This window comes from Nocardia sp. NBC_00565, from assembly GCF_036345915.1.
In the GTDB taxonomy this organism is placed as follows: domain Bacteria; phylum Actinomycetota; class Actinomycetes; order Mycobacteriales; family Mycobacteriaceae; genus Nocardia.
On the sequence record NZ_CP107785.1, the window covers coordinates 2,464,702 to 2,489,628 of the forward strand.

Here is a 24,927-nt window from a genome sequence, read left to right on the forward strand (position 1 = left end):
GGGCGGATCAGTCCTTCGAGAACATGCCGAGCATGCGTCGGGTCACGGCGAATCCGCCGAAGACATTGATGCTGGCCAGCAGCACGGCGGCGAATGCGAGCACCCGCGTCACCGGGTCGTCGACGGCGAGTTGCAGTAGCGCGCCGACGACGATGATGCCGCTGATCGCGTTGGTCACCGACATGAGCGGCGTATGCAATGCGTGATGCACCTTGCCGATCACGTAGTAGCCGATCACGATCGCGAGGACGAGCACGGTGAAGTGCCGGGGGAGCGGATCGGGAGCCAGGGCGTTGACACCGAACAGCGCCGTGCTGCCGAGCGCGCCGAGCGCGGACTTCGCACGCTGAGTCAGCTTGGGGCGCAACGGTTCCGTGGGTTCCTCGACCGGCGCGGCGACCACGGGCGCCGCCGAGACCCGCACCAGCGGCGGTGGCCACAGCTTTTGGCCGTGGTGGGCGACCGTGATGGCGCGTTGCACCGCATCGTCGAGGTCCAGGACCAGCTCGCCGTCCTGGCCCGCAGTCAGCAGCTTCAGCAGGTTGACGAGATTGGTGCCGTAGAGCTGCGAGGCCTGCGCGGGCAGCCGGCCGACGAGATCGGTGTAGCCGATGATCGTGACGCCGTTGTCGGTGACGATCTTTCGGCCGGGCACCGTGCCCTCGACATTGCCGCCCTGGGCCGCCGCCATATCGACGATGACGCTGCCGGGCCGCATCGATGCGATATCGGCCGCGGTGATCAGTCGTGGTGCCGCGCGGCCCGGAATGAGGGCGGTGGTGATGATGATGTCGACATCTCGGGCCTGTTCGGCGTAGAGCTCGGCGGCGCGGCGGTCGTAGGCCTCGCTGGTGGCCTTGGCATAGCCGTCCGAGGACTCCATCTGCTCCTCGACCTCCACCGCGAGGTACTCGCCGCCGATCGAGGAGACCTGGTCGGCGACCTCGGGGCGGGGATCGGTGGCCCGCACGATCGCACCGAGCCGGCTCGCCGCACCGATCGCGGCCAGCCCCGCGACGCCGGCGCCGGCGACCAGGACCGTGGCGGGCGGCACCTTGCCCGCCGCGGTGACCTGACCGGTGAGGAACCGGCCGAATTCATGCGTGGCCTCGACGACGGCGCGGTAGCCGGCGATATTCGCCATCGAGCTCAGCACATCCATCGACTGGGCCCGCGAGATGCGCGGTACCGCGTCCGTCGCGAGTGCGGTGACCGGCCGCGCGACGAGTTTGTCGAGCAGTTCCGGATCGAGTGCGGGGTTCAGCAGGCCGACGATCGTCGCCTGGAAATGCAGCCGGGCGATTTCGGCGTCGGTCGGTGCGTTCACTTTGAGGACGATGTCGCAGGCCCACGCCTCCTCGGTGGAAACCACCGAGGCACCCGCGGCCGCGAAGGCCTCGTCGGTGAAACTGGCGTGGCGGCCCGCACCGGATTCGGTGGCGACCTCGTACCCCAGTTTCAACAACTGACCCACGGTCGCCGGTGTTGCCGCGACCCGTGTCTCACCGCCGGTCGACTCGGCGACGATTCCGATTCTCATCGTGTATTTCCTTCACACTCGTCCCGTGCCACCGGCCTCGGCGCGGGTCGCGACCCTCCCTCATCTGGCCGCGACCGGGCTTGCCGCACATCACTATTGGGTGGATCAGCACACCCTCAGAACAGGTAGCGTCCGCCGTTGACGCTCAAGGTCTGACCGGTCACGTAACCGGCCTCTTCGGAGGCGAGATAGGCGACGGCGTAGCCGATGTCCTCGGGCGTGCCCGCTCGCTTCATCGGCATAAAAGCCGCGGCGGCATCGACATCGATGGATTGGCGCGACAACGGAGTGTCGATGAAGCCCGGCGGGACGTGGTTGACGGTGATCCCGTTCTCGATGAACTCGACCGCCAGCGCCTTGGTGAGGCCGATGACACCGCCCTTGGACGACGCGTAGTGGGCCATCGCCGGAGCCCCGGTCTGCGCGGAGGACGAGGAGATGTTGATGATCCGGCCCCAGCCCGCCGCGACCATATCGGGCACCAATTCCTTGGTGACCAGGAACGGTCCCTTGAGATTGATCCGGATCACCCGGTCCCAGGATTCCTCGCTCAGGCTCGTGAAGGGCTCGGATTCGTTGATCCCGGCGTTATTGACCAGAATGGTGACGGGTCCGAGTTCCGCGCGGGTCCGCGCGGCCGCCGCGGCCACGGCGTCGGCATCGGCCGCGTCACCGGCTACCGCGATCGCCGTGCCACCCGCCGCGCGGATTTCGGCGACGGTCTTCTCGGCGCCCTCCGGGTTCAGATCCCACACCGCGACCGCGGCGCCCTGGGCCGCGAGCACGGTCGCGATGGCCTGGCCGATGCCGCGGCCGCCGCCGGTGACGACGGCGATCTTTCCATCCAGTGACATGTTGGTTCCTTTGTCTTCGTCGAGTCGGGTACCGGGCGCGGCGGTTGGGCTATTCGCCCAGCGCCTCACGGGCAACGGTGCGGGCCGCGGTCGCGGCGGGGAAGCCGGCGTAAGCGCTGGCGTGGTAGATGATCTCGGCGATCTCTTCCTTGGTCACGCCGTTGGTCAGCGCGATCCGGACGTGGTAACCCAGCTCGGTCTCGGCGCCGAGCGCGATCAGCAGGCCCAGCGTGACCAGGCTGCGGTCGCGTCGACCGAGTCCCTCGCGGGTCCAGATCGAACCCCAGACGTTGACCAGGCCGATCTCGACGAGGTCTTCGCCGAGACGCCCGTCGCGCAGGTCGATATCCCCGTCCTCGAAAACACCGGGCATGACCGAGCGCATCACCTCGAGCCCCGCGGTGCGTGCGTCGGACGGGGTGGCGGAGCTTCCATTGGCTGCGGTGGTTGTCATGCGTGGCTCCATTTCGGCTGTGCGGCTGGTCACGCGATAGATTAGACCAATCGGTCAGTACAATCAATGGTGGAGCGACTACGCTGGGCTCTCGAACCGTATGGTGCGGAGGTATCTCCGTCCGCAACGACACAGTTGATTCAGGCCGGATCTCGCTCTAGTCTCGTGACCAATGTCATAGACCGACCGGTCGAAACAACTATGGCGTCGAGCGGCCCGGCCGACCCATTCGAGAATGGAGAACATATGAGTGGATCAGCGAAGGTGTCCGACGCGGTGCTCGACGTCCTGGTGATCGGTGCGGGCGTGACCGGCATCTATCAGCTGTACCGAGCCCGCGAGGAGGGCTTCTCGGCGAAGTTGCTCGAGGCGGGCACCGGTGTGGGTGGCACGTGGTACTGGAACCGCTATCCCGAGGCGCGCTTCGACTCCGAGAGCTACACCTACGGCTATCTGTTCTCGAAGGAGCTGTGGGAGGAGTGGGAGTGGACCGAGCGGTTCGCGGGGCAGCCCGAGATCGAGCGGTACTTCAACCATGTGGTCGACAAATTCGACCTGCGGCGGGATATCGAATTCAACACCAAGGTGGCCGCGGGCGAGTTCGATGAGCCCTCCGGCACCTGGACGGTGCGCACCGTCGACGGCGCCGAGTATCGGGCCCGCTTTCTCGTGGCGGCGACCGGCGTGCTGTCGGTACCGTTCATCCCGGATGTGCCGGGGCAGTTCGACTTCCGTGGCGAGCAGCACCACACCGGCCGCTGGCCCAAGACGCCCATCGATTTCACCGGCAAGCGCGTCGCGCTCATCGGAACCGGCTCCAGCGGTGTGCAGATCGTGCCGGCAATCGCGGACCAGGTGGATTCGTTGACGGTGTACCAACGGACTCCCGACTGGTGCACGCCGCTCAACAACGCACCGATCACGCCCGAGGAACAGGCCACGCTCAAGGCCGACTTCGAGAAGATCCGCGAGACGCTGAACACCTCGCCGAGTGGGTTCCTGCACGACTTCCCGACCCGCAATTCCACCGACGATACGAAGGAACAGCGGCGGGAGTTCTTCGAAAAGCTCTGGAACAGCCCAGGTTTCACGAAGCTGACGCAGAACTACATCGACTTCACCACCAACCCCGAGGTGAACAAGGAGTTCTGCGAGTTCCTCGCGGAGAAGGTCCGCGCCATCGTCGCCGATCCGGCGACCGCCGACAATCTGATCCCCAAGGACCACATCTACGCCGGGCGGCGCCCACCCTTCGTGACCGGTTACTACCAGGCCTACAACAAGCCGAACGTCTCGCTCGTCGCCCTCAAACAGACGCCGATCACGCGGATCACCGAGACCGGGATCGAGACGGCCGAGGGGCTGCGCGAGTTCGACATCATCATCTGGGCGACCGGATACGACTTCGGCACCGGCGCGCTGAATCGGCTGGGCGTGCGCGGCCGCGCGGGACTTCCACTCGAGGAGTACTGGGCGGACGGTCCGAGCACCTACCTCGGCATCGCGACGGCCGGATTCCCGAACTTCTTCTTTCCGGGCGGGCCGCACGGCGCGCTGGGCAACAATCCGCGGTACGCGGGTGACCAGGTGGACGGCGTCATCGGCGCACTCCAGCACGCGCGCGATAACGGCTACCACATCATCGAGGTGGATCCGGACGCCGAACAGGAGTGGACCGATACGGTCAACGGCAGTGGTTCGCTGTTCTTGGAGAGCAGCTACTTCTTCGGGGCGAACATTCCGGGCAAGGCGGTCAAGCAGTTGCTGAATCCGACCGGGCGGCCCAATCTCCAGCGGCTGATCGCCGAAAATGCCGCGAACAAGTACTCGGCGTTCATCCTGTCCAAGGTCGAGGAAGCGGCCGCGTAGGACATGGAAAAGGGCCTCGCCGACACGGTATGTCGGCGAGGCCCTTTGTGTCGGTTCCGGATTCGTGACCGGTGCCGAGGTGCGAAGTGCCGGACTGCTAGACCACGTAGGTCAGATTCCGGTGCTGGAACCGCCATGCGCCGTCGTGCAGGCGCAGGGTGTCCTGGTATCGACCGACGAGCCCCACCGCCCAGCCCGCTTCGCCACGCTGGAGGAAGACGAGGTCGCTGGAGGCCGTGGCCTGGTTCTCGGTCCAGGAGGTGATGACGGTGTTGGCGACGAGGTGCTTCTGCGGCTGTGTCGGCACCATGCCGGCGTAGACCCCCTGCAGTGCGTTATGGCCTTCGAAGGTGCCGACGCCCATGATCTCGGTGGCGCCGTCTGGACAGAACGTCGCGACGATGTCCGAGGTCCGCCCCTCGTCGAGTGCCCGGGTGTATGTGGCGATGGCGGCGTGCACGCCGAGCGCGACCTGTGCTTCGGTCATTGTCTTCTCCAGGATTCGGTGTCGGTTAGACGATGTAGGTCGTGGTCCGGTGGTGGATCAGCCAGGTGCCGTCGTACCGACGCAGGGTGTCCTCGTAACGTCCGACGACCTGCACCGCCCAACCCGACTCGCCGCGCTGGAAGAAGGCCACATCGCTGACCGCCGTGGCCTCGTCCTCGGTCCAGGAGGTGATGACGGTGTTTGCGACGAGGTGTTTCTGTGGCTGCGTCGGTGCCCATCCCTTGAAGGCCTCGCGCAGCGCGTCGTGGCCGGTGATCGGGTCGAAGCCGGGAATTTCGAGAACCGCGTCGGGCGCGTACAGCGCGACCGTCTCATCGGTCTGTCCAGCATCCTGTGCCTGCGTGTGGGCGCTGATCACGTCGCGCACGCTCGCCGCGACCGACGCCTGTGTTGATTCGCTCATCTCTCTCCAAGCTCGACGGAAACTGCCTGCTCACGCCGGTAGTTCCAATATTGTTTCGACCGTTCAGTCTAATCAAAAGATGCAGGCGGAGGAAGCGATTGCGAGTATCAAATTTTCGTTGACCGATCGGTACAATCCAAATAGCATGGTGACCTCAGTCGATGAGGACTCGGAAGAAGGAGTGCAACCGTGACGAAACGGTGGAAGCAGCGCCCGGAAGGCTCGACCTGGGGTGATTGGGGCGAGGACGACGAACTGGGGCGCATCAACCTGCTCACCCCGGAGAAGGTCCGACAAGGTGTGCGCGAGGTCGAACACGGAATCACCTTCAGCCTGAGCCTGCCGCTCGACTACCCGGGCGGATCCGCGATGAACCAGCGGCGCTACCCGCCGATCCTGCGGCCGACCGAGGACCTGGCGCACAAGCAGGACACCTTCTACAACGTCGTCGCGCGTGACTCGATCTCGCCGACCTTCATCGACCTGTGGAGCGATGACGTCGTCACGCTGTGGCTGCAGTACTCGACGCAGTGGGATTCCCTGGCCCACCAGGGCGCGTTGTTCGACGCCGACGGCGACGGAGTCGCGGAGCCGGTGTACTACAACGGATTCCGCCCCGGCACCGACATCATCGGACCGCAAGAAGATGCCAAGGGCGATGGCAGCGGGAGCGTCTCGTTCGCCAAGCACCTCGGCTGTGAGCACATGGCCGCCCACGGTATCCAGGGGCGCGGTGTCCTCATCGACGTCTCGCATCTCGGAAAAGACTGGCAGCCGGTCGATTTGAAGATGCTGAAGGACATCATGGCGAAGGACAACGTCGTGGTGGAGCCGGGCGATATGCTCGTGCTGCACACCGGCTTCGCCACCCAGGTCCTGGCCTGGGAGAAGAACCCCGGCCCCGAGATCCAGGCCATGTTCCCCTACCTGGACGCGACCGACGAGTCGTTGCTGGAGTGGATCGCCGATTCGCAGATCTCGGCGCTCATCTCGGACAACTATGCGGTGGAGGGCTGGGCGCCCGACAGCGAGACCCCGCACACCCTGCTCCCGATCCACCACCTGTGCCTGTTCAAGCTCGGGGTGCCGCTCGGCGAGCTCTGGTACACCGAGGAACTCGCCACCTGGCTGCGCGAACACAACCGCAGCCGGTTCCTGCTCACCGCACCCCCGCTGCGCCTGCCCGGGACCATGGGTAGCCCATTGACTCCGGTCGCGACCGTCTGATTCGGTACGTGCGCCCGATTGCCGGTGTTCGGTTCGGTGCGGGTGCGGCCTCGGTGCCGCATCCGCACCGAAGCGGTTTGCGCGGCTGTCCGCCGCGGCGGGGGCGCACCGCCGGATTGTGTACCGTGAGGGGTTCGTGTCACCGGCCGTCGGGTATTTCCTTGGTGGCGTACAGGTTTAAGGATCGGTGAGATGCCTACAGTGCGAACGGAGCACGGCAAGACCCCACGCCAGGAGCGTGCGAAGACCGCACGTTATTACCGCAAACGCGAACAGGTCGTGGATGTCGCGGTAGAGCTGTTCTCGAAGAACGGCTACGCGAGCACCGGCGTGGCCGATATCGGCGAGGCCGCCGGGCTGGCCCGTGGCGCGCTCTACTACTACATCGGTTCGAAGGACGCCCTGCTGGCCGAGATCCACGACCGCGTACTGGATCCGCTGCTCGTGGAGGCATCGGCGATCGTGCGGCTGGACATCAGTTTTCAAGCGCGCCTGTGGTTGCTGTCGGAATCATTGCTGCGCCAGATCGTGCACCGACAAGACCACGTGTGGGTCTTCCTGCACGAATATCACCAGCTGCAGGGCGAATACCGCATCCGGTTCCGGACCAAGCGACAGCGTTTCGAATCGCAGATCCGCAGCGTGCTCGCCGATGGGCACAGCCAGGGCAAGCTGCGGGTGCAAGATCTGGAACTCGCGATGCTCGCGTATCTGAACCTGCACAACTACACCTATCAGTGGGTATCGCGCCGTGCGGACCTGAAGGTCGAGGAACTCGCCCGCTTCTACTGCGAGATCTTCTTGAACGGGATCCTCACCGAGCCGCTGGACCTGGCGGCGGCGGAGGCGGAACTGGAGTACGGCCGATCGGTTCTCGGTGTGCTACTGGCAAAGGGGCTGGATCACTGAATCCCCGGTGCCGCTGGTCGTGACCCTCCACCAGGGTCACGGCCAGCGGCATTTCGGGGCCGGCTGGTTCTGGGCTACGACGTCGCGAGATGTGCGAACTGGTGCTTCAGGAACGCGCCGGACCAGCTCATCAGATCGGCGGGCACGTAGTAACCCGTCTCGTCATTGATCGCATCCCAATTCTCGGCGACATCCTCGATGGTGGCCGGACCCTCGTGCACGTAACCCTCGGTCGAGGCGAGGAACAACCGCGCGAAGCGACCGGCTCCGGCCGTGTAGATCTCACCGCTGACCGGGCAGCTCTCGTGGGCCAGGAACGCGACCATCGGCGCGACGAGTCCGGAGGGCATGAACGGCTGACCGGGCACGGGCTCGGCGTCATCGCTGAGTTCGGCGGTCCCGGCCATGCGGGTCTGCGCCGCAGGCGCGATGAGATTGAGCTTGATCCCATGCGGTTCGCCGGAAAGCTTCGCGCTGCGCGCCAATCCGATCAGACCGGCCTTCGCGGTCGCGTAGGACAGGTTGTTGTCGAGACCCAATACGCCGCTCGAGGTCGTCAGCACGACCCGGCCGTAGCCCTGTTCGACGAAATGCGGCCATGCGGCCCGGGTCGTGTTGAACGAACCGATGAGGTGCACCGCGAGGTGGCGCTCGAGGTTGTCCAGATCGACCTCCGGAAAACCCGCGTACCTGACGATTCCCGCGTTGTTGACGACGATATCGATGCGGCCGAACCGATCGATCGCGGTGTCGATGATCGCCTTGGCGCCGGCTTCGGTGGAGACATCGTTGGTGTCGGCCGCCGCGGCACCGCCGGCGGCGACGATCTCGTCGACGACCGATTGCGCCGGTCCGACGTCGGAACCCTCGCCCTCCATTGATCCACCGAGGTCGTTGACGACGACACTCGCGCCGCGTTTCGCCAGGAGCAGGGCGTGGGCCCGCCCGATGCCGCGACCCGCGCCGGTGACGACCGCCACCCGTCCTTCGAAACTCAACTCACTCATAGGTGACTCCTGTCGTACTCCATTGTCGATCCGGAACCCGGTGACCCAGTTCACACCACATTAGATCAACCGGTCGGTACACACAACTAGGTGTGACGCAGACGGATCGTTTGGTCATCGGCCCTGAAACGTTGCCTTGCGCGGGCCGTCCTCGACGAAGCTGCGCAGGCCGTGCCGCGCGTCCGCGCTGGCGAAGCATTCGGTGATGAGGTCGGCTTCCAGGGCCAGTCCGTGGTCGATCGGCAGGCCCGCGCCCGCGTCGATCGCTTGTTTGGCGTACCGCAGCGCCCATGGTCCGCGCGCGTATGTCAGGCCCTTCGCGACTGCGGTGTCGAACACCTCAGCGTCGTCGACCAGTTGATCGACGAGGCCGATCCGCAGTGCTTCTTCCGCGCGCACGAGGCGTCCGGACAGGATGAGATCCTTCGCCCCGGCGATGCCGATCGTTCGTGAAAGACGTTGCGTCCCACCGGATCCGGGCATGATTCCGAGGGTGATCTCGGGCAGGCCCAAGGTGGCGCCGCGCCCGGCGATGCGGAAGTCGGCCGCGAGCGCCAGCTCACAGCCGCCGCCGAGCGCGTAGCCGTTGACGGCCGCGATGGTGATCTGCGGGGCGGTCGCCACGGCGTGAAACGCCTGCTGGAGCACCCGGTTGCGGCGGTCGAATTCCGGGACGCTCAGGTCGAGCATCTCCTTGACGTCGGCGCCGGCCGCGAAATGTTCGGCGCCGCCGGTGATGACGACCGCCCGATAGGTCGTATTGCCGTGCAGAGCCGCCGCCGCGTTCTCCAGGAGGTCCCACATGGATTGGTCGAGCGCGTTCACCGGGGGACGTTCGATGCGCAGGATGGCCAGCTGCTCATCGCCGGGGTAGGGCTCGAGTCGCACTTTGGCGGGTTCTGGGCTGCTGATCATTGTTCGGTGCCTCCGGAGATGTGCTAAGTTCGGCAATAGTGTACCGACCGGTCAAATAAATCGTAGCTCGGTGACAGTGCGGATGGACGGTGAGATGCAAATGGGTATGGGGCACGCCGATGTATCGGGGCGACGAGTTGTCATAACCGGTGCCGGGCGCGGTTTGGGGCGGGTCCTCGCGACGGCCTTCGACGCCGCGGGCGCACGGCTCGGTCTGGTGGCGCGCTCGGAGAACGCACTCGAGCAGGTGGCCGCCACGCTGCACGGCGATCCCGTCGTCTGCGCCGGGGATGTGCGGGCGGACGAGTTCAACGAGACCGTGGCCGAACGCATGCTCGACCGCTTCGGCGGTGTCGATGTGTGGATCTGCAATGCCGGAGTGTCGCCCGAGGTCGCGACGGTCGCGCAGATGAAGCCCGAGGTCTGGCGCGACATCATCGATGTGAACCTGACCGGGACATTTCTCGGGGCGCGCGCGGCCGCGGCGGTGATGGAGCAGGGCGGTCGCATCATCGTGACGGGTTCGGTGATCGGTGACCGGCCCCGGCGTGGACTTGCCGCGTACGCGGCCTCCAAGAGCGGCGCGCATGCCCTTGTGGCCGCGTTGGCGCAGGAACTCGGACCGCGCGCGATCACGGTCAACGCGGTGGCGCTCGGCTGGTTCGACACCGGGATGGGCAGACACTGGCACCGCGACGAGGAACGCGAGAACGACATCGTCGGGCATACGGCACTCGAACGGTGGGGCACCCCCGCCGATCTGCCCGGGGTCTATCTGTTCCTGGCCTCGGCATCCTCGGCCTATGTGACCGGAACGACGATCACGGTCGACGGTGGGTATTCGTTGATGTGACGGCGGCTGCGATCCAGAGCCGATCGGTCGTGATCGTCGGTCGGTCGCGACCAGTCTCCAGCTCAGCGAGAGGCGCTGAGCAGGCGGTGGGTGGTGCGTGCAGGGCCCGCGTTCGGCGGGCCCTTCGGCGTGGATTACTTCGGGGCGAATCGCTGGCCCGCGTCCAAGCGCAGGCATTGGCCGTTCAGCATGGGGTTGTCGATGATCGCGAGGGCGAGCTTGGCGTACTCCTCTGGACGGCCGAGCCGCTTGGGGAACGCCGCGTCCTTCACCAGTACGGCCCGGGTCTCGTCGGGAATCTTGCTGGTGGCGCCGGTATCGAACAGGCTCGGTGCGATGGCCAGCACGCGGATGCCGAGCGAGCCCAGGTCGCGGGCCATCGTGAGGCACATTCCGGCGATGGCGGCCTTGGCGGCCGTATAAGCGACCTGGCCGATCTGGCCTTCGAAGGCGGCGACCGAGGACGTGTTGATGATGACGCCGCGTTCGCCGGTGTCCTCGGGATCTTCGGGTTCGTTGCGGCTCATATGCGCGGCGGCGAGTCGGCTGATATTGAAGGTGGCCACGGCGTTGAGGTCGAGCACCTGGCGGAAGGTCTCCAGGTCGTGCGGGCCGTTCTTGCCCAGCGTGCGCTGCACTTTGCCGCCGCCCGCGGTGGTGACCGAGATATGCAGTCCGCCAAGGGATTGCACGGCGGCGGCGAGCGCGTGCTCGGTCGCCGCGAAGTCGGTGATGTCGACCGGGTGGAAGCTCGCGCCGATTGCCGCGGCGATTTCGGCGCCGGTCGAGCCGGGCCGGTCGAGTACCGCGACGTCCGCGCCGCGGGCTGCCAGTAATTCGGCACTGGCCCGGCCCATCCCGGACGCGCCGCCGAACACCACGGCCTTCTTGCCCTTGATCTCCATCGAATTCCTTTCGCCTAAACGGATGCCGGCGACTGCTGCAACAGCGTGCAGAGCCGATCGCGGTGAATGGTGGTGTCCCCGTAGAGCACACCGTCGGCCTCGGCCCTGCGCAGGTAGAGGTGCAGGTCGTGCTCCCAGGTGAAGCCGATGCCGCCGTGCAGCTGCAGTGCGCGGCCCGCGACGGCGCCGACTGCGGCCGAGGTGTAGGACGACGCGACACAGGCCGCACGAGCTGCGTCGTCGGCGCCCGCGTCCTCGGCCATGGCCGCGTAGTAGGTGGCGGCGCGGGTGCCGTGCACCAGCAGTGCCATCTCGGCGCAGGCGTGCTTGACGGCCTGGAAGGTGCCGATCGGCTGCCCGAACTGCACCCGGACCTTGACGTAGTCGACGGTCATCTCGAGCATGCGCGCCAGCACCCCGAGCGCCTCGGCGCAGCGCAGCACCGACGCATAGTCGAGCAGTCGCTGGACCTCGGTGGGCCCGCCGTCGAGGCGGCGGTCGGCCGGCACGCGCACGCCGTCGAGCCGAACCGCATAGAACGCGCGGGTCGGATCCAGGACCTGTTGGCGCCGGACGGTGACACCGGATGCGTCCCGGTCGACGAGGAACGAGCGCGGGATGCCTTCGTGTTGTGCGGTGACCAGCAGCCAGCGGGCGCCGCCCGCGTCCTGTACCGCGGTCTTGACCCCATCGAGGACGATCATGTCTCCTTCGGCGCAGAAGGTGGTGCGCACGCCGTCGATGGTCCACGGCGCCTGCGGTTCGGCGAAAGCCCAAGTGGCCCAGCCCGAACCGGAGGCCAGTGCGGGCAGCACCTCGGCCTGCAGTCGCGGCGACCCCGTAGTGGTGATCGCCTGGCCGACGATCGCGTTGGGCAGGAATGGTCCGCGCCCGAGTGCGCGTCCGGTCTCTTCGGCGAGCAGTGCGAGCTCGACCAGGCCCTGGTCGGCCCCGTCGTATTGCTCGGGCAGCCCGATACCGAGCCAGCCGAGTTCGGCCGCCAGCCGCCACAGCGCGGGGTCGACATCCTCATCGCGGTCCAACCGGCTTCGTACCACGCCGATCGGGGCCCGGTCGGCGAGCAGATCGCGCCACGCTTCGCGCAGCATCGTCTGCTCGTCACTGAGTTCGAAGTTCACCGGTCACCACCTATATCAACAGCACGTACCACAGAGAAGGTATCCTTTTTTGCTCAGCGAGTGAAGATGTCCGCACATTCGTCCTGTGCGCGGTGCATCGTTCAAAGATGGTCTATGACCTCGTGCGTTTCGGTATTCGGCGCCGTCGGTCGACCGCCTGTTGGCTGGTGGTCGAGCCGTGACTCTACCGAGTAGCGCCATAATAGAGTACAACGAATTATATGACTGACGCCGTTATCCTCGCTGCCTGCCGCACCGCGATCGGTACCGCCCGCAAGGGCACCCTGCGCGATACCAGCGCCTTCGACCTGGCCACCCTCGTCGTCCGCGAGGCCGCGCAGCGCTCCGGACTGCCGGTCGAGGCCATCGATGACGTCATCCTCGGTGAGTCCCTGGCCGGTGGCGGCGATATCGCCCGTTACGCCGCACTCGAGGCCGGCCTGACTCATGTGCCGGGCCTGGCGCACAACCGGCACTGTGCCTCCGGATTGGCGAGCATCGGGACCGCCGCGGCGAGCGTGCGCTGTGGCATGGATCGCGCGGTGATCGCCGGTGGGACGCAGTCCTCGTCCACGGCTCCGGTATCGCGGCGGCGGATTCCGGGCACCGACGACTGGCAGGACCCGTGGATGTCGCCCTCGCACGTTTCGACGCCCGAGGCGCCCAATAACGATATGGGGATTCTGGTCGGGTGGAATACGGCGCGGTTGGCCGGCATCTCCCGGGCGGAGATGGACGCGTGGGCCGTGCGCTCGCACGAGCGGGCCATCCGGGCGATCGACGATGGCCACTTCGTCGATGAGATCGTCCCGGTCAAGGTCACCGATCGCGACGGGGCCGCATCGGTCTTCGAGGTCGACGAACATCCGCGGCGCGGCACCAGCATCGAGAAACTGGCCGCGTTGAAGGTGCTGCACCCGGAGATCGAGGGCTTCTCCATTACGGCCGGAAACGCCAGCGGCGTGAACGACGGTGCTGCCGCGGTCCTCGTCGCCAGCTCCGAATTCGCCGCCGAACACGGGCGCACGCCGATCGCGACGGTCCGGTCCTGGGCGAGCGTCGGCGTCGATCCGGTGCGCACCGGACTCGCGCCGATCGCCGCGATCCGCAAGGCGCTGGATCGGGCCGGGCTCGGCATCGACGACGTCGATCTGTTCGAGGTGAACGAGGCCTTCGCGTCGGTGGCCGTGGCCGCCGTGCGGGAGTTGGGTCTCGACCCGGAGCGGGTGAATCCGTTCGGCAGCGGTTGCAGTCTCGGGCATCCGATCGCGACGACCGGTGCCCGCATGATCGTGACCCTGGCGCACGAGCTGCGTCGTCGCGGTGGCGGAACCGCGGTCGCGGCGATGTGCGCGGGTGGCGGCATGGGCTCGGCCATGGTCATCACGGCCTGAGTGACCGTGCTCGAGGATCTCGCGGTCGAGGGGCTCGACTGCCGTTGGTCGGACGGTGTCCTATGGCTGAGGTTGGCTCGTCCGGCGGCGCGCAACGCGATGACCATCGCGATGCGGCGGGGGTTGATCGGCGCGTTGACCGCGACCCAACGTCTGGTGCAGCAGGAACACGTATACGCGGTGCTGCCGATCAGCACCTTCTTCTACGGTGCGGGCCAGTACGCGGGCACCCAAGCCAAGGGGACGCCGTTCCTCGGCGGTGCGTTCGACGGTGGTGAGCAGTGGTTCAACCCGAAGTACGAGAACCTGTTCGCGGCGATGTCGGGTACCGACTACAACAAGGCCGCTACGACATTCGGTGACTACTGGAAGAAGCTCGGCGGCACCAAGGTCGCGGTAGTGGCTCCTAACACTCCGAGCGCGTCGAAGTCGGCCGAAGGTGCGGTCCTGTCGGCGGAGCGTGCCGGTCTCACACGGGGGTACGTCAATGAGCGTGTCCCGCTCGGTCCCATGGACGTCGGTCCGGCCGTCCTGGGTATCAAGGAGTCCGGCGCTGATGTGCTGTACACCCTGGCGCTTCCGGATACCGCGTTCGCACTGGTGGCCGGGCTGCGTCAGGCCGGGGTCGAGATGAAATCGGTGCTGCTCGCGGTCGGTTACGGGGCGGATCTGCTGAAGTCGCCGCCCGCTGTCGCTGCGGCGCAGGGGATCGGGTTCCTTACCTCCTACGCACCAGTGGAATTGAACACCGAGGCGACGCAGGCGTGGTCGGCGGCGCTGAAGCAGTATGCGGGGTCGCAGTCGGGGCTTCCTTCGTTCTCCATGGCAGTGGGCTGGATCAGTGCTGACCTGCTCATTCACGGGTTGGAGAAGGCTGGGTGCACTGCAAGTCGAGAACAGTTGATGACCGCACTGCGCGCCGACAAGAGTTTTACCGCCGGCGGCCTGTTTCCGAAGCCGGCCGACTTCGAGAAGCGCGGGGACTACTCGGTCGGCGGCCCGGGTAACTGCTCGTTCGTCTCCATCCTGCGTGGCGATAAATTCGTACCGGATCCGGCGGGCGCGCCTGCTTGTGGTGAGCAGATCCCCGATCTGAAGGTGGTCCCGAAGTAGGACGGCTATCGCGTTGTGTGGGCCGAGGCGCTGCGTCATGCGCCTCGGCCCACAGTGGTTTGTGGGCCGTTATTGCCGATCGCTATATCTTCCGATACTTCTCACCAGTGGTCATAGTCGGGTGGTGAGAACTCTGCTAATCGCCTGAATTGCCACTTCAACAACATTCCTGGCGCTGCAATAAACGCACTTCGAGTGCTGGACTTCCCGCTGAGCGGAAAGACCGATATACGACAGGTCATATGCGGGCTGTGATGTCCATTACGCACTCGCCCCCAGCTGTGGGCGGCGGCGATGCGATCACCGAATAACTGCACGGCTCGACTACACGGCGCAATCCAGAAGCGAGAGTCCCGAGCAGGAACCCGAAAGGACCCCCGAATAATGGACGCTGTTACCCGGCCGGGCGAATCGCCTGGCGCCGCACAGAATTGGACACCGAAGCTGGTCTTCTCGATGGCCTCGATGCTGCTGCTGCTCGAGGTACTCACGGTCAGCTACATCATGATCTCGATGTCGATCCCGGCCATCTCCGCGCACTTCCAGACGACGCAGGGCGCATGGCTGCTCACCGCGATGCTGCTGGTCGGCGCCGTGACGGGCCCGCTCGTCGGCAAGCTCGCCGATATGTACGGCAAGCGCAAACTGTTACTGCTGTGCGTAGTCGTGGCAACAGTGGGATCGTTGCTCTCCGCCGTCGCGTCCAGCTACGCGGTGCTGGTTGCCGGGCGGGCGCTGTCGGGCGTGCTGATTCCGTGCGTGTTCCTGACCTATTCGCTGATCCGGGATATCTTCCCGCCCAAGACGATTGCGCTCGCGGTCAGCATCGTTACCAGCGGTCTGGGCCTCGTTGCGATTCCCGCCCCATTTCTCACCGGCTGGTTTCTCGACAACCACGGCTGGCGCAGCATCTTCTGGTTCTTCGTGATCGCGATGGTGGTGTTCGGCGCCATGATCTTCGTCAGTACCGAGGAATCCGCCGTGCGCCTGCGGTCGAAGATCGATCTGCTGGGGGCGGTGCTGCTCGGTGCGGGTATCGCCGGCGTTCTCGTCGCGCTCAGCTTCGGCCCGACCTGGGGATGGACGAATGGATCGACGCTGGCCTACCTCTTCGGTGGTACCGCGTTGCTGGTCGGCTGGCTGGCCTCGGCCGGGATGGTCGCCGCCCCGCTGGTCGATCTGGCCGTCCTGCGCAGGCGGCCGGTGTGGCTGACCGCTATCAGTTCCGGTATGGCCTACGGCTGTAGCGCACTGTTCACCATCCTGCTGCCGATGATGGCCATGACGCCGGCCGTCATGGGACTCGGCTACGGATTCGGTGTCAGCGCAAAGGGATTCGCGGTCTTCCAGGCACCGATCGGCGGCATGGTCGTGGTCGGCGGCGTGGTAGTCGGAATCCTGGTCGGCCGCAATGTCCGGCCGCGCCTACTGATGATCGTCGGCCTGCTGATGTTTTCGGCCGCGTTCGTATGCACCGCGCTGAGCCACACCAACAAGCCATTGCTGCTGGTCTTCGCGGGTCTGGCCGGTACGGGCATGGGTCTGGCCTACGCGGCGGTGCCGAATCTGCTGATCGAGGCGGTTCCCCCGCAACTGCAGGCCAGCACCGCGAGCATCGTCAGCGTGGCACAGAGCGTTATCGCGTCGGTTCTGCCGGTGATCGCATTCGCCGTGTTGAACAACTCGTACATCGCTGCGTTCCCGCCGGAAATGACGCAGGGTCATACCTTCTACACCGATAAGGGATTCCAGATCGCCTTCCTGATCGGTGCGGTCGCGTCGGGCATCGGCGCGTTGCTCGCTGTGCTGCTTCCCCGCAGGATCGCGCAGTTGGAGGTGCCCGCGACACAGATCGCCGACGACGACCAAGAGGTGGCGGTGGTCTTCGCGCACTGATGCACAGGTGAAAGGGCGGCCACGCGGAATCCGCGTGGCCACCCTTTCCCGCTCAGCGGGAGAGTCCGGCGAGCTTTCGGAAGTCCCAGCTGGTCACCTTTTCTGGGGTGAGCCGTAGCCATGCGTGTCGGCCGTCCGGTGTGAAATTGTCGTGGCCCATGTACTTGCGGGCGAAGAGTTGCTCGGCAGCGGCCAGCTCGGGGTTGGGTGTGGTGGTACGTGGGACATCGCCGATCGGCGCGACCGTGCCGGTGAGTTCCACGCCGCGGAGTTCGTTGAACTCGACGCCGGCGTCCACCGCTACCGCAATCCGGGGGTTGCGGACGATATCTGTCCAGCGCTGGCTGCGAACGATCGAGTTGAGCCACAGGTCGGTGCCGTCCCAGACGAACCATAAGGGGGCGACGTGTGGTCGGCCGTCTGCGCTGACGGTCGCGACTCGGCACGTTCGCTCGGTGGCCAGGAAATCATCCACCTCCGCTGCCGTCATCGCGATAACCCGACCGCGACGTTGTTGTCGCACCTGTGCCATGAGTCGTCCTAACTGTCGTGTTCTCGGATCGATGGTGTTGTGCACTTGGTCGTGGCCAGAAAATAGAGTATACGATATAGATCGTACTGAAAGGATAGTCGATGCCACCTGAGGACCCGTCGAAGCCAGTGCGACCGCTGCCCCAGCCGACACTCGCCAGCGCGAAGTTCTGGTCCTCGGGCAGTGACGGGGTGTTGCGCATCCTCGGATGTGCCGATTGCGGGGCCTACACACATCCACCGCTGCCTCGCTGCCGTGTGTGCCGCAGCGGCAACGTGGCGATGGCCGCGGTCTCCGGGCGCGGGGTGGTTGCGGGCTTCACCGTGAACCATCAGCAGTGGTTGCCGGCATTCCCGCCGCCTTATGTCATCGCGATCGTCGCGCTCGAAGAGGACGCCGGTGTCCGGCTGACCACCAACATCGTCAACTGCGATATCGAGGACGTGCGCATCGGAATGCCGGTGCGCGTGGTATTCGAGAAGGCGGAGGATGTCTATCTCCCGCTGTTCGAACCCGACCCCGATCGCCAGGGTGAGACGCTCGAACTGCCGGCGCCGAGGGATGTCACGGCCGTCCTGCGTCCGATGGCGTCGGCGCTGAAGTTCGAAGAACGGGTGGCCCTGACCGGGGTCGGACAGTCGCGCGTCGGGCGCAGGCTCATGGTCGATCCGCTCGCGCTCACCGTCGAGGCATGTACGCAGGCCGTCGAGGATGCCGGACTGACGCTGGACGAGATCGACGGGCTCTCCACTTATCCCGGCCGGGTCGGGTCGCCTGGCATGTCCGAGGGCGGGATCGCGCCCTTGGTCGAGGCGTTGCAGCTCCGGCCGACGTGGATCAACGGCGCCGGCGACACCCCGGGGCAGGCCGGCGCGATCATCACCGCGATGCTGGCAGTCGCCTCCGGACTGTGCCGCCATGTGCTCTGCTTTCGTACTGTCTGGGAGTCGTCGTACGCGGCCATGGTCCGATCGGGGCAGTTCGACGCATCGACCGGCCGCGCGACCGGGATGATGGAGGAACGGGCGCCGTTCGGCGCGGTATCCGCGGCGAACTGGATCGCGATGCAAGCATCCCATTACTTCCATCGGTACGGCGGTGACCGGTCGACGCTGGGCTGGATCGCGGTCAACACGCGAGCCAACGCTGCCCGCAATCCCGAGGCGGTGTATCGGGAGCCGTTCACGATCGACGACTATTTCGCGGCCCGGATGGTGTCTACTCCGTTCGGTCTCTTCGACTGCGACGTACCGGTCGACGGCGCCGTCGCGGTGATCGTCTCGGCCGTCGAAACCGTTCCGGACCGTCCACGACCGGCAGTGCTGGTCGACGCGGTCGGTACACAGATTCTCGAGCGCCTGAGCTGGGACCAGGACACATTGACGCACGAGCCGCAGACCATTGGGCCGTCCCGACACCTGTGGACCCGCACCGCACTGCGACCGGACGACGTCGATCTCGCCCTGCTGTACGACGGGTTCACCTTCAACGCGGTGTCCTGGCTGGAAGGACTCGGGTTCTGTGAGCCGGGTGGCGCGAGTGAGTTCATCGATCAAGGACGTGGGATCGCGCTCGATGGACGTCTCCCGCTGAACCCGCACGGCGGACAGCTATCTGCCGGTCGCTTGCACGGCTTCGGCTACGTCCGCGAGGCGATCCTGCAACTTCGGGGGGATGCGCAGGGCCGCCAGGTGAAGGATGCCGGTGTCGCGGTCGTCACTACCGGGGGCGGGGCCCCCGGCAGTGCCTTGCTGCTGCGACGTGGGTGAGGATCAGGTAGCGCGACGCGGCGCCGACCGGCTCAGCGGGCGGCCCAATTGATGCTCTTGATCTGCAAGTATTCGTCCAGCCCGAATTCGCCCCATTCGCGGCCGATTCCGCTCTGTTTATATCCGCCGAAGGCTGTTCGCGGGTTCACGCCGGTGCTGCCGCCGTTGATGGTGACGCCGCCGGCGCGGATCTGGGTCGCGATCTCATAGGCGGTCGCGGTATCGGCGCTCCAGACGGCGCCGGCCAAGCCGTAGGGGCTGTCGTTGGCGATCCGGATCGCGTCTTGGTCGGTGCGGAACGGGATCACCACGCCGACCGGGCCGAAGAACTCCGTCTGCGCGATCGTCATCGAGTTGTCGACACCGGTGAACAGGGTCGGCTCCAAGAAGTAGCCCTTGTCGAGCCCGGCGGGACGTCCGCCGCCGGTGACGATCCGTGCCCCTTCCTCCGCGCCGGTGCGGATCAGCTTCTCCACCTTGTCGCGCTGTGCCTGGCTGATCAACGGGCCCATGGTGGTGGATTCGTCCGCGGGATCGCCGACCCGGACCCCGGCCAGGCCGGCGCGGATCCGCTCGACGAGTTCGTCGTGGACCGACTCGTGCACGATCGTGCGGGTCAGCAGTGAACAACCTTGGCCCGCATGGGTTGTGATGCCGACGAGCGCGGACCGGACGGCTCCGTCGAGGTCGCCGTCGGCGCGGACGATACTCGCGGATTTGCCGCCGAGTTCGAGGATGACCTTCTTCATCGACGCCGCGGCCTGGGTGTAGACCATCCGGCCGACGGTGTCCGACCCGGTGAAGCTGACCAGGTCCACCATGGGGTTGGTGGTCAGTTCCTGACCGGCCTCGATATCGCCGGTGACGATGTTCAGCACGCCCGGCGGCAGTCCGGCCGCCTCGGCGAAGTCGCCGATCAGCAGCGCTTCCAGCGGGGTGGTGGGTGCGGGTTTCAGTACGACGGTGCAGCCCGCGGCGAGGGCGGGGATCAGCTTCATCATGCTGAGGAAGAACGGGAAGTTGTAGGCCGAGATCAGCGCGCACACGCCGAAGGGCTCCCGGCGGTATTGCCCCTGGAAGACGCCGACGCCCGGCATGATGGTCGGATCCATCGGGCGCTCCCAGGCGAAGGCAGGCATCACCCGCTCGGCCATATCGCGCAGGTGCGCCACCGGAAGTCGGGTCTGCAGGGTCTCCGCCAGCCCGCGCACCGATCCGGCCTCGGCCATGTTGACAGCGGCGAGCTCAGGCAGGCGGCGCTCCATTTCCGCGGCCATCCGCAGCAGCACCGCGGCCCGTTCGGCGGGTTTCGTCCGGGGCCACGGGCCATCGTCGAAAGCCTTGCGCGCGGCGGTGATCGCACGCCGCACGTCGGCAAGCGCGGCCTGCGGGACCTCTGCGATCGTCTCCTCCGTCGCTGGATTGCGCACGGTGACGCGCGCGTCCGATTCGGCATCGCGCCAGCGTCCGTCGATATAGAGCTGGGAAGAGAACGAGTACGCCGTTGTCATCTGCTGTCTCCTGATTGCCCCGCGGTACGTCGTTGCCTCGGCCCGGCTTGCGGGGGGAGCGTCGACCGCTGCTTTCAAAGTGTACTGAATTTCTAGGGTCGGGACGGGCGGCTTTTCCGGTGAGCGGTGTGTCCCTGGCCTGGATCAGGCCGACACGATGTCGATCAGCGCGAGGCTGGCTTCGGCGTAGGCGGCGCGGCGTTTGCGACTCACCAGATAGGACGGTGGTGCGAAGTAGCCGACATCGCGGGCGATCGAGTCGGTGCGGCGTTTGAGGGCGTCGCGGGCCTCGGCGGTGGTGCCGCAGACAGCGATCTCGGTGAGCATCTCATCGGTGACGGCCGCGGCCATCGCATCGGTGTCCCCGGCGCGGAACGCCGTGCGCAGCCGCTCGACCGGATCTTCCCAGCCGTGATGCGCGACGAACGGGTCGTAGGTCTTGACCGTGAGGTAGAAGGCGATCATGCGCCGGGCGTCGGCGATGGCGCGTTCGGGTGCGGCATCGTCGACGGCGGTGATGATCCAGCCGTGTTCGAGGGGGCGCTCGGTGTGGCCGGCGGCGGTCGCACCGCGCTCGACGGCGGGGCGCACGACATCGTTCCACCAGGAGCGCGTGAACAGCCCGTGCCCGATGACACCGTCGCCGACGCGGCCCGCGGTGGCGGCCATGCGGGTGTTGAAGCCGGCCAGCAGGATCGGGATCTCGAGTCGGCCGAATACGGGGGCGCGGACGTCGGCGTCGATCGAGTAGAACTCGCCGGAATAGCTGATCTTGTCGCCGTTTTCGGCGTGCAGCCAGGCGCGGATGACCTCGACGGTCTCGGCCACCCGGTCCACCGGACGATCGGCCGGTACGCCGAACCAGTCGCGATTTATCCGAAAGGCGGCGGTGCCGAGCCCGAGAAACAGTCGGCCGGGGGCCTGTGCGTGCAACTGACGCATCGCGGTGGCGTGCGCGTACGGCGTGCGGGCGAATGCGTAGGCGATGGCGGGGCCGACCAGGGCCCGCTCGGTGCCGGTCACCATCTCGGCCAGGTTGAGGTAGGCATCGTGGTCGACGAAGTCTCCGGTGCAGAACGCGCCGACACCGGCCTGTTCGGCCACGCGCGCGACGTCACGACCGGGCCACGGGATACCGAACCTCATGAGCGTTCTCCTTAAAAACGTATACTCTTTTCCGCAGAGTACGTGAGCGTCATCGCAGCGTCCACTTCCGCCTCGGCACGTTGGCGCGGTCGACTTCGGCCTTCCCGATCGGGTTGCCGATCTGGGTATAGGACAGTCCGGTGCGCAGCGCCTGGGTGCGGTGCGAATCGAGCGATTCCCAGATCGCCCGGACCGTGCCCTGGATCGCGGCCGGTGGTTTGGCGGCGATGATGTGTGCGAGTTCGTCGGCGCGTTCCCAGAGTTGTTCGCGCGGCAGCACCTCGCTGACCAGGCCGATCTGCAAGGCGCGCGCGGGAGACACGCGCTCGTCGAGGCCGAGCAGGGCGATGCGCAATGTCTCACCGAGCGGGATGCGCCGGGCGAGTCCGATGGGCTCGAGCGCTGCGGTGAGTCCATAGCTGACATGCGGATCGAAGAATGCCGCGTCATCCGAGCAGATGATGATGTCGGCCTCGTTGAGCCAGTAGAACGCACCGCCCGCGGCCATGCCCTGGACCGCGCACACGAGCGGTTTCCATACTTGATTGAGCTTCGGCGACAGGCGGTCGCCGGGGTCGGTCTGCGACCAGACATTGGGGTGGCGGTCGAAGCCCTCCTTGACATCCATACCGGTGCAGAACGCGCGGTCGCCCGCGGCGCGCAGCACCACGACGTGCACGTCGTCGTCGTATTTGACTGCGCGCCAGATCTGGTCGAAATCCTCGAGCATCTGCTGGTTGAAGCTGTTCATGGCTTCCGGTCGGTTCAGGGTGATCGTCGCGACGTGGTCGGTCACGTCGTACAGGACGGTTTTCGGCTCCATCCGGCAACTCCGTTCGTGGGGTAGACGCGGGCCTTTCCGGGGCGGCGTCGGAGTAGAGTACAACGAATTACCGCGCCGAAATCGCCTGCTCTCGGTGAGCGGGCCGTGTTCTCGGATGCGTGCCGGAGAAACCTGTGGTGGAGATGGAGTACGGACCGGCGGCGATTCGCGATTCATTGCCGCGCCTAGCTTAATCGTATACTCTTCTCGGGTACCCGCTGCTGAGCGGCGGCCGTGTTCGAATGGCTCCCACGGCGGTTCGGGGCGAGAATGGCACGACGAGATCTGCGGAGGTAGTTGCGATGAAGCCGAGCGTAGGGCAGATGCTCGCCAGTACGGTCGACGCGACGACGGTAATCGTCGTTCGCTGGCCGGATGACGATCTGGAAATCACTTGCGGCGGGGCGGCGATGGTCGATGCGAAGGGGCCGGAGGCCGGGACCACCGGTACCGCCGATCCCGAGCAGATGGACGGTTCGCAGCTCGGTAAGCGTTATGCCGACGATGAGCGCGGTGTGGAGCTGCTCTGCACCAAGGCGGGGCAGGGCACGCTGGCGCTGAATGGTGTCCCGCTGCCGCTCAAGGGTGCTAAGCCGCTGCCGGCTTCGGACTGAGCGCGGGCGATCGATTCATGAATATCGCGATGCTGCTGGATATGGCCGCCGATGGATTCGGTGACCGGGTCGTGGTCGGACGCACCCAGGACGGGCTGACCCCCGAGCGCTTGCGTGCCCTGTCCGGCGGCGGGGCTCGTGCGGTGTGCGCGGCCGGCGCCGACGCGATCATTTACTTGGCGGTGAACGGCCCGGCCTTCCAGGTGGCGCTGTTCGCCGCGGCTCGGGCCGGTGTGCCGCTGGTACCGGTGAACTACCGGTTGGGCAGTGCGCAACTGGACGCACTGTTGGCGAATCATCCACGCGCGCTGGGGATTGCGGACCCGGAGCAGGCCGAGGCGTTGCGCCGGGCCGGTCTGCCGGTGCAGAGTCCGGCCGAATGGCTCGCCGCCGCGGCCGACAGCGGCGATGCGGGCGACGACGATCCGGTAGCGGCCGATGCCCCGGCGGTGCTGATCTATACGAGCGGGACGACCTCGGCGCCGAAGGGTGTCGTGCTGCGGCATCACAACCTGGTGTCGTATGTGCTCGGCACGGTGGAGTTCGCGGGTGCCGATGTCGAGGATGCGGCGTTGATGAGTGTGCCGCCGTACCACATCGCCGCCGTGTCGAATGTGCTGACGAATCTGTATGCGGGGCGGCGTGTACTCACCCTCGAGCAGTTCACGCCCGAGGGCTGGCTCGATCTCGTGCGGGAGCAGCGCATCACGAACGCGATGGTGGTGCCGACGATGCTCGCGCGGATCATGGATGCCGAGGGGCTCGACCGGTCGGTGCCCACGCTGCGCGCGTTGGCGTACGGCGGTGCGAAGATGCCGGGCCGCGTCATCGAGGCCGCGCTGCGCGAATGGCCGCATGTCGATTTCGTCAACGCCTACGGGCTGACGGAGACCTCGTCCACGATCTCGGTGCTCGGTCCGGAGGACCACCGGGCGGCGATCGCCAGCGACGATCCCGCGGTGCTGGCCCGGCTCGGTTCGGCCGGTCGGCCGGTGCCCGGAATCGAGCTGGAGGTCCGTGACGAGTCCGACGCGGTCGTGGCGGCGGGGGAGCCGGGGCAGATCTGGGTGCGCGGCGAACAGGTCTCGGGCGAATACGCGGGACACGGTTCGTCGGTCGATGAACGGGGCTTTTTCTATACCCGCGACTTCGGCCGCCTCGACGCCGACGGCTACCTCTACATCGAGGGCCGGGTCGATGACACCATCATCCGCGGCGCGGAGAATATCGCGCCCGCCGAGATCGAGGATGTACTGCTGCGACATCCGGATGTGCTCGACGCCGTCGTCGTCGGCATCCCGGACGAGGAATGGGGCCAGCGCATCGAGGCCGTCGTCGTACCACGCGGCGGTGTTGCGATCGACGCGGAGCAACTGCGCGCGGTCGTGCGGCAGACGTTGCGCGGTGCGAAAACCCCCGACCGCATCACCTACTGGCCCGAACTGCCCCGCACCGCGACCGGCAAGCTTGTACGCCGCGATATCGTCACAACGCTGACCGCGGACCGCCAGCCGACCGCGGGCTGACGTGCACGACCGGCTGAAAT

Annotated in this window: 23 protein-coding genes; 10 read left to right on the forward strand and 13 right to left on the reverse strand. The window is 66.4% G+C overall.

The window, feature by feature from the left end:
- Window positions 1-7 precede the first annotated feature (7 nt).
- The 3 genes from OG874_RS11860 to OG874_RS11870 form a co-directional block, all read right to left on the reverse strand.
- Entirely contained in the window at window positions 8-1,540 is a 1,533-nt protein-coding gene (locus OG874_RS11860) for a Re/Si-specific NAD(P)(+) transhydrogenase subunit alpha (RefSeq protein ID WP_330255173.1), read from the reverse strand.
- A gap of 116 nt (window positions 1,541-1,656) precedes the next feature.
- A complete protein-coding gene (locus OG874_RS11865; RefSeq protein WP_330255174.1) occupies window positions 1,657-2,394 on the reverse strand; it encodes an SDR family NAD(P)-dependent oxidoreductase in 738 nt (245 codons plus the stop codon).
- Between the two features lie 49 nt (window positions 2,395-2,443).
- Complete coding sequence (locus OG874_RS11870; RefSeq protein WP_330255175.1) at window positions 2,444-2,848, reverse strand: carboxymuconolactone decarboxylase family protein; 405 nt, start codon at window positions 2,846-2,848, stop codon at window positions 2,444-2,446.
- A 246-nt stretch (window positions 2,849-3,094) separates the two neighbouring features.
- Between OG874_RS11870 and OG874_RS11875 the strand changes: the two genes are divergently transcribed.
- Window positions 3,095-4,717 carry a flavin-containing monooxygenase gene (locus tag OG874_RS11875; RefSeq protein WP_330255176.1) on the forward strand — a complete coding sequence of 541 codons (1,623 nt, stop codon included), beginning with the start codon at window positions 3,095-3,097 and terminating at the stop codon, window positions 4,715-4,717.
- A gap of 97 nt (window positions 4,718-4,814) precedes the next feature.
- On the opposite strand, the gene OG874_RS11880 is transcribed toward OG874_RS11875, so the two are convergent.
- Together OG874_RS11880 and OG874_RS11885 are read right to left on the reverse strand one after the other, a co-directional pair.
- Window positions 4,815-5,204 (reverse strand): nuclear transport factor 2 family protein, encoded by a 390-nt coding sequence (locus tag OG874_RS11880; protein WP_330255177.1) that lies wholly within the window; start codon window positions 5,202-5,204, stop codon window positions 4,815-4,817.
- Between the two features lie 25 nt (window positions 5,205-5,229).
- Window positions 5,230-5,628, reverse strand: a complete 399-nt coding sequence (locus tag OG874_RS11885) for a nuclear transport factor 2 family protein (protein ID WP_330255178.1) — start codon at window positions 5,626-5,628, stop codon at window positions 5,230-5,232.
- Window positions 5,629-5,817: 189 nt separating this feature from the next.
- Between OG874_RS11885 and OG874_RS11890 the strand changes: the two genes are divergently transcribed.
- Both OG874_RS11890 and OG874_RS11895 read left to right on the forward strand, forming a co-directional pair.
- Window positions 5,818-6,855, forward strand: coding sequence for a cyclase family protein (locus OG874_RS11890; RefSeq protein ID WP_330255179.1), 1,038 nt, complete (start codon window positions 5,818-5,820; stop codon window positions 6,853-6,855).
- A gap of 192 nt (window positions 6,856-7,047) precedes the next feature.
- Complete coding sequence (locus tag OG874_RS11895; protein ID WP_330255180.1) at window positions 7,048-7,764, forward strand: TetR/AcrR family transcriptional regulator; 717 nt, start codon at window positions 7,048-7,050, stop codon at window positions 7,762-7,764.
- Window positions 7,765-7,838: 74 nt separating this feature from the next.
- Here the strand turns inward: OG874_RS11895 and OG874_RS11900 are convergent, their stop codons facing one another.
- Both OG874_RS11900 and OG874_RS11905 read right to left on the reverse strand, forming a co-directional pair.
- The gene (locus tag OG874_RS11900; protein ID WP_330255181.1) at window positions 7,839-8,771 is read right to left on the reverse strand and encodes an SDR family NAD(P)-dependent oxidoreductase; all 933 of its coding nucleotides are present in this window, start codon (window positions 8,769-8,771) and stop codon (window positions 7,839-7,841) included.
- A 114-nt stretch (window positions 8,772-8,885) separates the two neighbouring features.
- Window positions 8,886-9,686 carry an enoyl-CoA hydratase/isomerase family protein gene (locus OG874_RS11905; RefSeq protein WP_330255182.1) on the reverse strand — a complete coding sequence of 267 codons (801 nt, stop codon included), beginning with the start codon at window positions 9,684-9,686 and terminating at the stop codon, window positions 8,886-8,888.
- A gap of 70 nt (window positions 9,687-9,756) precedes the next feature.
- Here OG874_RS11905 and OG874_RS11910 point away from each other — a divergent pair, with 70 nt between their 5' ends.
- Window positions 9,757-10,539 (forward strand): SDR family NAD(P)-dependent oxidoreductase, encoded by a 783-nt coding sequence (locus OG874_RS11910; RefSeq protein WP_330255183.1) that lies wholly within the window; start codon window positions 9,757-9,759, stop codon window positions 10,537-10,539.
- 134 nt (window positions 10,540-10,673) lie between these two features.
- On the opposite strand, the gene OG874_RS11915 is transcribed toward OG874_RS11910, so the two are convergent.
- Window positions 10,674-11,444 carry an SDR family NAD(P)-dependent oxidoreductase gene (locus OG874_RS11915; RefSeq protein WP_330255184.1) on the reverse strand — a complete coding sequence of 257 codons (771 nt, stop codon included), beginning with the start codon at window positions 11,442-11,444 and terminating at the stop codon, window positions 10,674-10,676.
- 14 nt (window positions 11,445-11,458) lie between these two features.
- Complete coding sequence (locus OG874_RS11920) at window positions 11,459-12,583, reverse strand: acyl-CoA dehydrogenase family protein (RefSeq protein WP_330255185.1); 1,125 nt, start codon at window positions 12,581-12,583, stop codon at window positions 11,459-11,461.
- A gap of 221 nt (window positions 12,584-12,804) precedes the next feature.
- Here OG874_RS11920 and OG874_RS11925 point away from each other — a divergent pair, with 221 nt between their 5' ends.
- The 3 genes from OG874_RS11925 to OG874_RS11935 all read left to right on the forward strand — a co-directional run bounded on the left by OG874_RS11925 (window position 12,805) and on the right by OG874_RS11935 (window position 16,986).
- Window positions 12,805-13,977, forward strand: a complete 1,173-nt coding sequence (locus OG874_RS11925; protein ID WP_330255186.1) for a thiolase family protein — start codon at window positions 12,805-12,807, stop codon at window positions 13,975-13,977.
- Window positions 13,978-15,090 carry an ABC transporter substrate-binding protein gene (locus tag OG874_RS11930; protein ID WP_330255187.1) on the forward strand — a complete coding sequence of 371 codons (1,113 nt, stop codon included), beginning with the start codon at window positions 13,978-13,980 and terminating at the stop codon, window positions 15,088-15,090.
- Between the two features lie 384 nt (window positions 15,091-15,474).
- Window positions 15,475-16,986, forward strand: a complete 1,512-nt coding sequence (locus OG874_RS11935) for an MFS transporter (protein ID WP_330255188.1) — start codon at window positions 15,475-15,477, stop codon at window positions 16,984-16,986.
- A 52-nt stretch (window positions 16,987-17,038) separates the two neighbouring features.
- On the opposite strand, the gene OG874_RS11940 is transcribed toward OG874_RS11935, so the two are convergent.
- Window positions 17,039-17,509 carry a pyridoxamine 5'-phosphate oxidase family protein gene (locus OG874_RS11940; RefSeq protein ID WP_330257268.1) on the reverse strand — a complete coding sequence of 157 codons (471 nt, stop codon included), beginning with the start codon at window positions 17,507-17,509 and terminating at the stop codon, window positions 17,039-17,041.
- Between the two features lie 110 nt (window positions 17,510-17,619).
- Here OG874_RS11940 and OG874_RS11945 point away from each other — a divergent pair, with 110 nt between their 5' ends.
- Window positions 17,620-19,287 carry a thiolase C-terminal domain-containing protein gene (locus OG874_RS11945; RefSeq protein ID WP_330255189.1) on the forward strand — a complete coding sequence of 556 codons (1,668 nt, stop codon included), beginning with the start codon at window positions 17,620-17,622 and terminating at the stop codon, window positions 19,285-19,287.
- A 32-nt stretch (window positions 19,288-19,319) separates the two neighbouring features.
- Here OG874_RS11945 and OG874_RS11950 read toward each other — a convergent pair whose 3' ends face one another.
- The 3 genes from OG874_RS11950 to OG874_RS11960 form a co-directional block, all read right to left on the reverse strand.
- Complete coding sequence (locus tag OG874_RS11950) at window positions 19,320-20,798, reverse strand: aldehyde dehydrogenase family protein (protein WP_330255190.1); 1,479 nt, start codon at window positions 20,796-20,798, stop codon at window positions 19,320-19,322.
- 144 nt (window positions 20,799-20,942) lie between these two features.
- Window positions 20,943-21,944 (reverse strand): LLM class flavin-dependent oxidoreductase, encoded by a 1,002-nt coding sequence (locus OG874_RS11955; protein ID WP_330255191.1) that lies wholly within the window; start codon window positions 21,942-21,944, stop codon window positions 20,943-20,945.
- A 49-nt stretch (window positions 21,945-21,993) separates the two neighbouring features.
- Window positions 21,994-22,767, reverse strand: a complete 774-nt coding sequence (locus OG874_RS11960; protein ID WP_330255192.1) for an enoyl-CoA hydratase/isomerase family protein — start codon at window positions 22,765-22,767, stop codon at window positions 21,994-21,996.
- Window positions 22,768-23,069: 302 nt separating this feature from the next.
- Here OG874_RS11960 and OG874_RS11965 point away from each other — a divergent pair, with 302 nt between their 5' ends.
- Both OG874_RS11965 and OG874_RS11970 read left to right on the forward strand, forming a co-directional pair.
- On the forward strand, window positions 23,070-23,381 hold the full coding sequence (locus tag OG874_RS11965) for a hypothetical protein (protein ID WP_330255193.1): 312 nt from the start codon (window positions 23,070-23,072) through the stop codon (window positions 23,379-23,381).
- A gap of 17 nt (window positions 23,382-23,398) precedes the next feature.
- Window positions 23,399-24,907, forward strand: a complete 1,509-nt coding sequence (locus OG874_RS11970; protein WP_330255194.1) for a class I adenylate-forming enzyme family protein — start codon at window positions 23,399-23,401, stop codon at window positions 24,905-24,907.
- Window positions 24,908-24,927 lie beyond the last annotated feature (20 nt).

Bases quoted from the DNA above. Each gene is read 5' to 3' on its own strand.
- OG874_RS11905 (WP_330255182.1), bottom strand. From the start codon at position 9,686: ATGATCAGCAGCCCAGAACCCGCCAAAGTGCGACTCGAGCCCTACCCC.
- OG874_RS11960 (WP_330255192.1), bottom strand. From the start codon at position 22,767: ATGGAGCCGAAAACCGTCCTGTACGACGTGACCGACCACGTCGCGACG.
- OG874_RS11965 (WP_330255193.1), top strand. From the start codon at position 23,070: ATGAAGCCGAGCGTAGGGCAGATGCTCGCCAGTACGGTCGACGCGACG.
- OG874_RS11970 (WP_330255194.1), top strand. From the start codon at position 23,399: ATGAATATCGCGATGCTGCTGGATATGGCCGCCGATGGATTCGGTGAC.
- OG874_RS11925 (WP_330255186.1), top strand. From the start codon at position 12,805: ATGACTGACGCCGTTATCCTCGCTGCCTGCCGCACCGCGATCGGTACC.
- OG874_RS11950 (WP_330255190.1), bottom strand. From the start codon at position 20,798: ATGACAACGGCGTACTCGTTCTCTTCCCAGCTCTATATCGACGGACGC.
- OG874_RS11880 (WP_330255177.1), bottom strand. From the start codon at position 5,204: ATGACCGAAGCACAGGTCGCGCTCGGCGTGCACGCCGCCATCGCCACA.
- OG874_RS11955 (WP_330255191.1), bottom strand. From the start codon at position 21,944: ATGAGGTTCGGTATCCCGTGGCCCGGTCGTGACGTCGCGCGCGTGGCC.
- OG874_RS11885 (WP_330255178.1), bottom strand. From the start codon at position 5,628: ATGAGCGAATCAACACAGGCGTCGGTCGCGGCGAGCGTGCGCGACGTG.
- OG874_RS11945 (WP_330255189.1), top strand. From the start codon at position 17,620: ATGCCACCTGAGGACCCGTCGAAGCCAGTGCGACCGCTGCCCCAGCCG.
- OG874_RS11870 (WP_330255175.1), bottom strand. From the start codon at position 2,848: ATGACAACCACCGCAGCCAATGGAAGCTCCGCCACCCCGTCCGACGCA.
- OG874_RS11860 (WP_330255173.1), bottom strand. From the start codon at position 1,540: ATGAGAATCGGAATCGTCGCCGAGTCGACCGGCGGTGAGACACGGGTC.
- OG874_RS11875 (WP_330255176.1), top strand. From the start codon at position 3,095: ATGAGTGGATCAGCGAAGGTGTCCGACGCGGTGCTCGACGTCCTGGTG.
- OG874_RS11915 (WP_330255184.1), bottom strand. From the start codon at position 11,444: ATGGAGATCAAGGGCAAGAAGGCCGTGGTGTTCGGCGGCGCGTCCGGG.
- OG874_RS11900 (WP_330255181.1), bottom strand. From the start codon at position 8,771: ATGAGTGAGTTGAGTTTCGAAGGACGGGTGGCGGTCGTCACCGGCGCG.
- OG874_RS11865 (WP_330255174.1), bottom strand. From the start codon at position 2,394: ATGTCACTGGATGGAAAGATCGCCGTCGTCACCGGCGGCGGCCGCGGC.
- OG874_RS11935 (WP_330255188.1), top strand. From the start codon at position 15,475: ATGGACGCTGTTACCCGGCCGGGCGAATCGCCTGGCGCCGCACAGAAT.
- OG874_RS11895 (WP_330255180.1), top strand. From the start codon at position 7,048: ATGCCTACAGTGCGAACGGAGCACGGCAAGACCCCACGCCAGGAGCGT.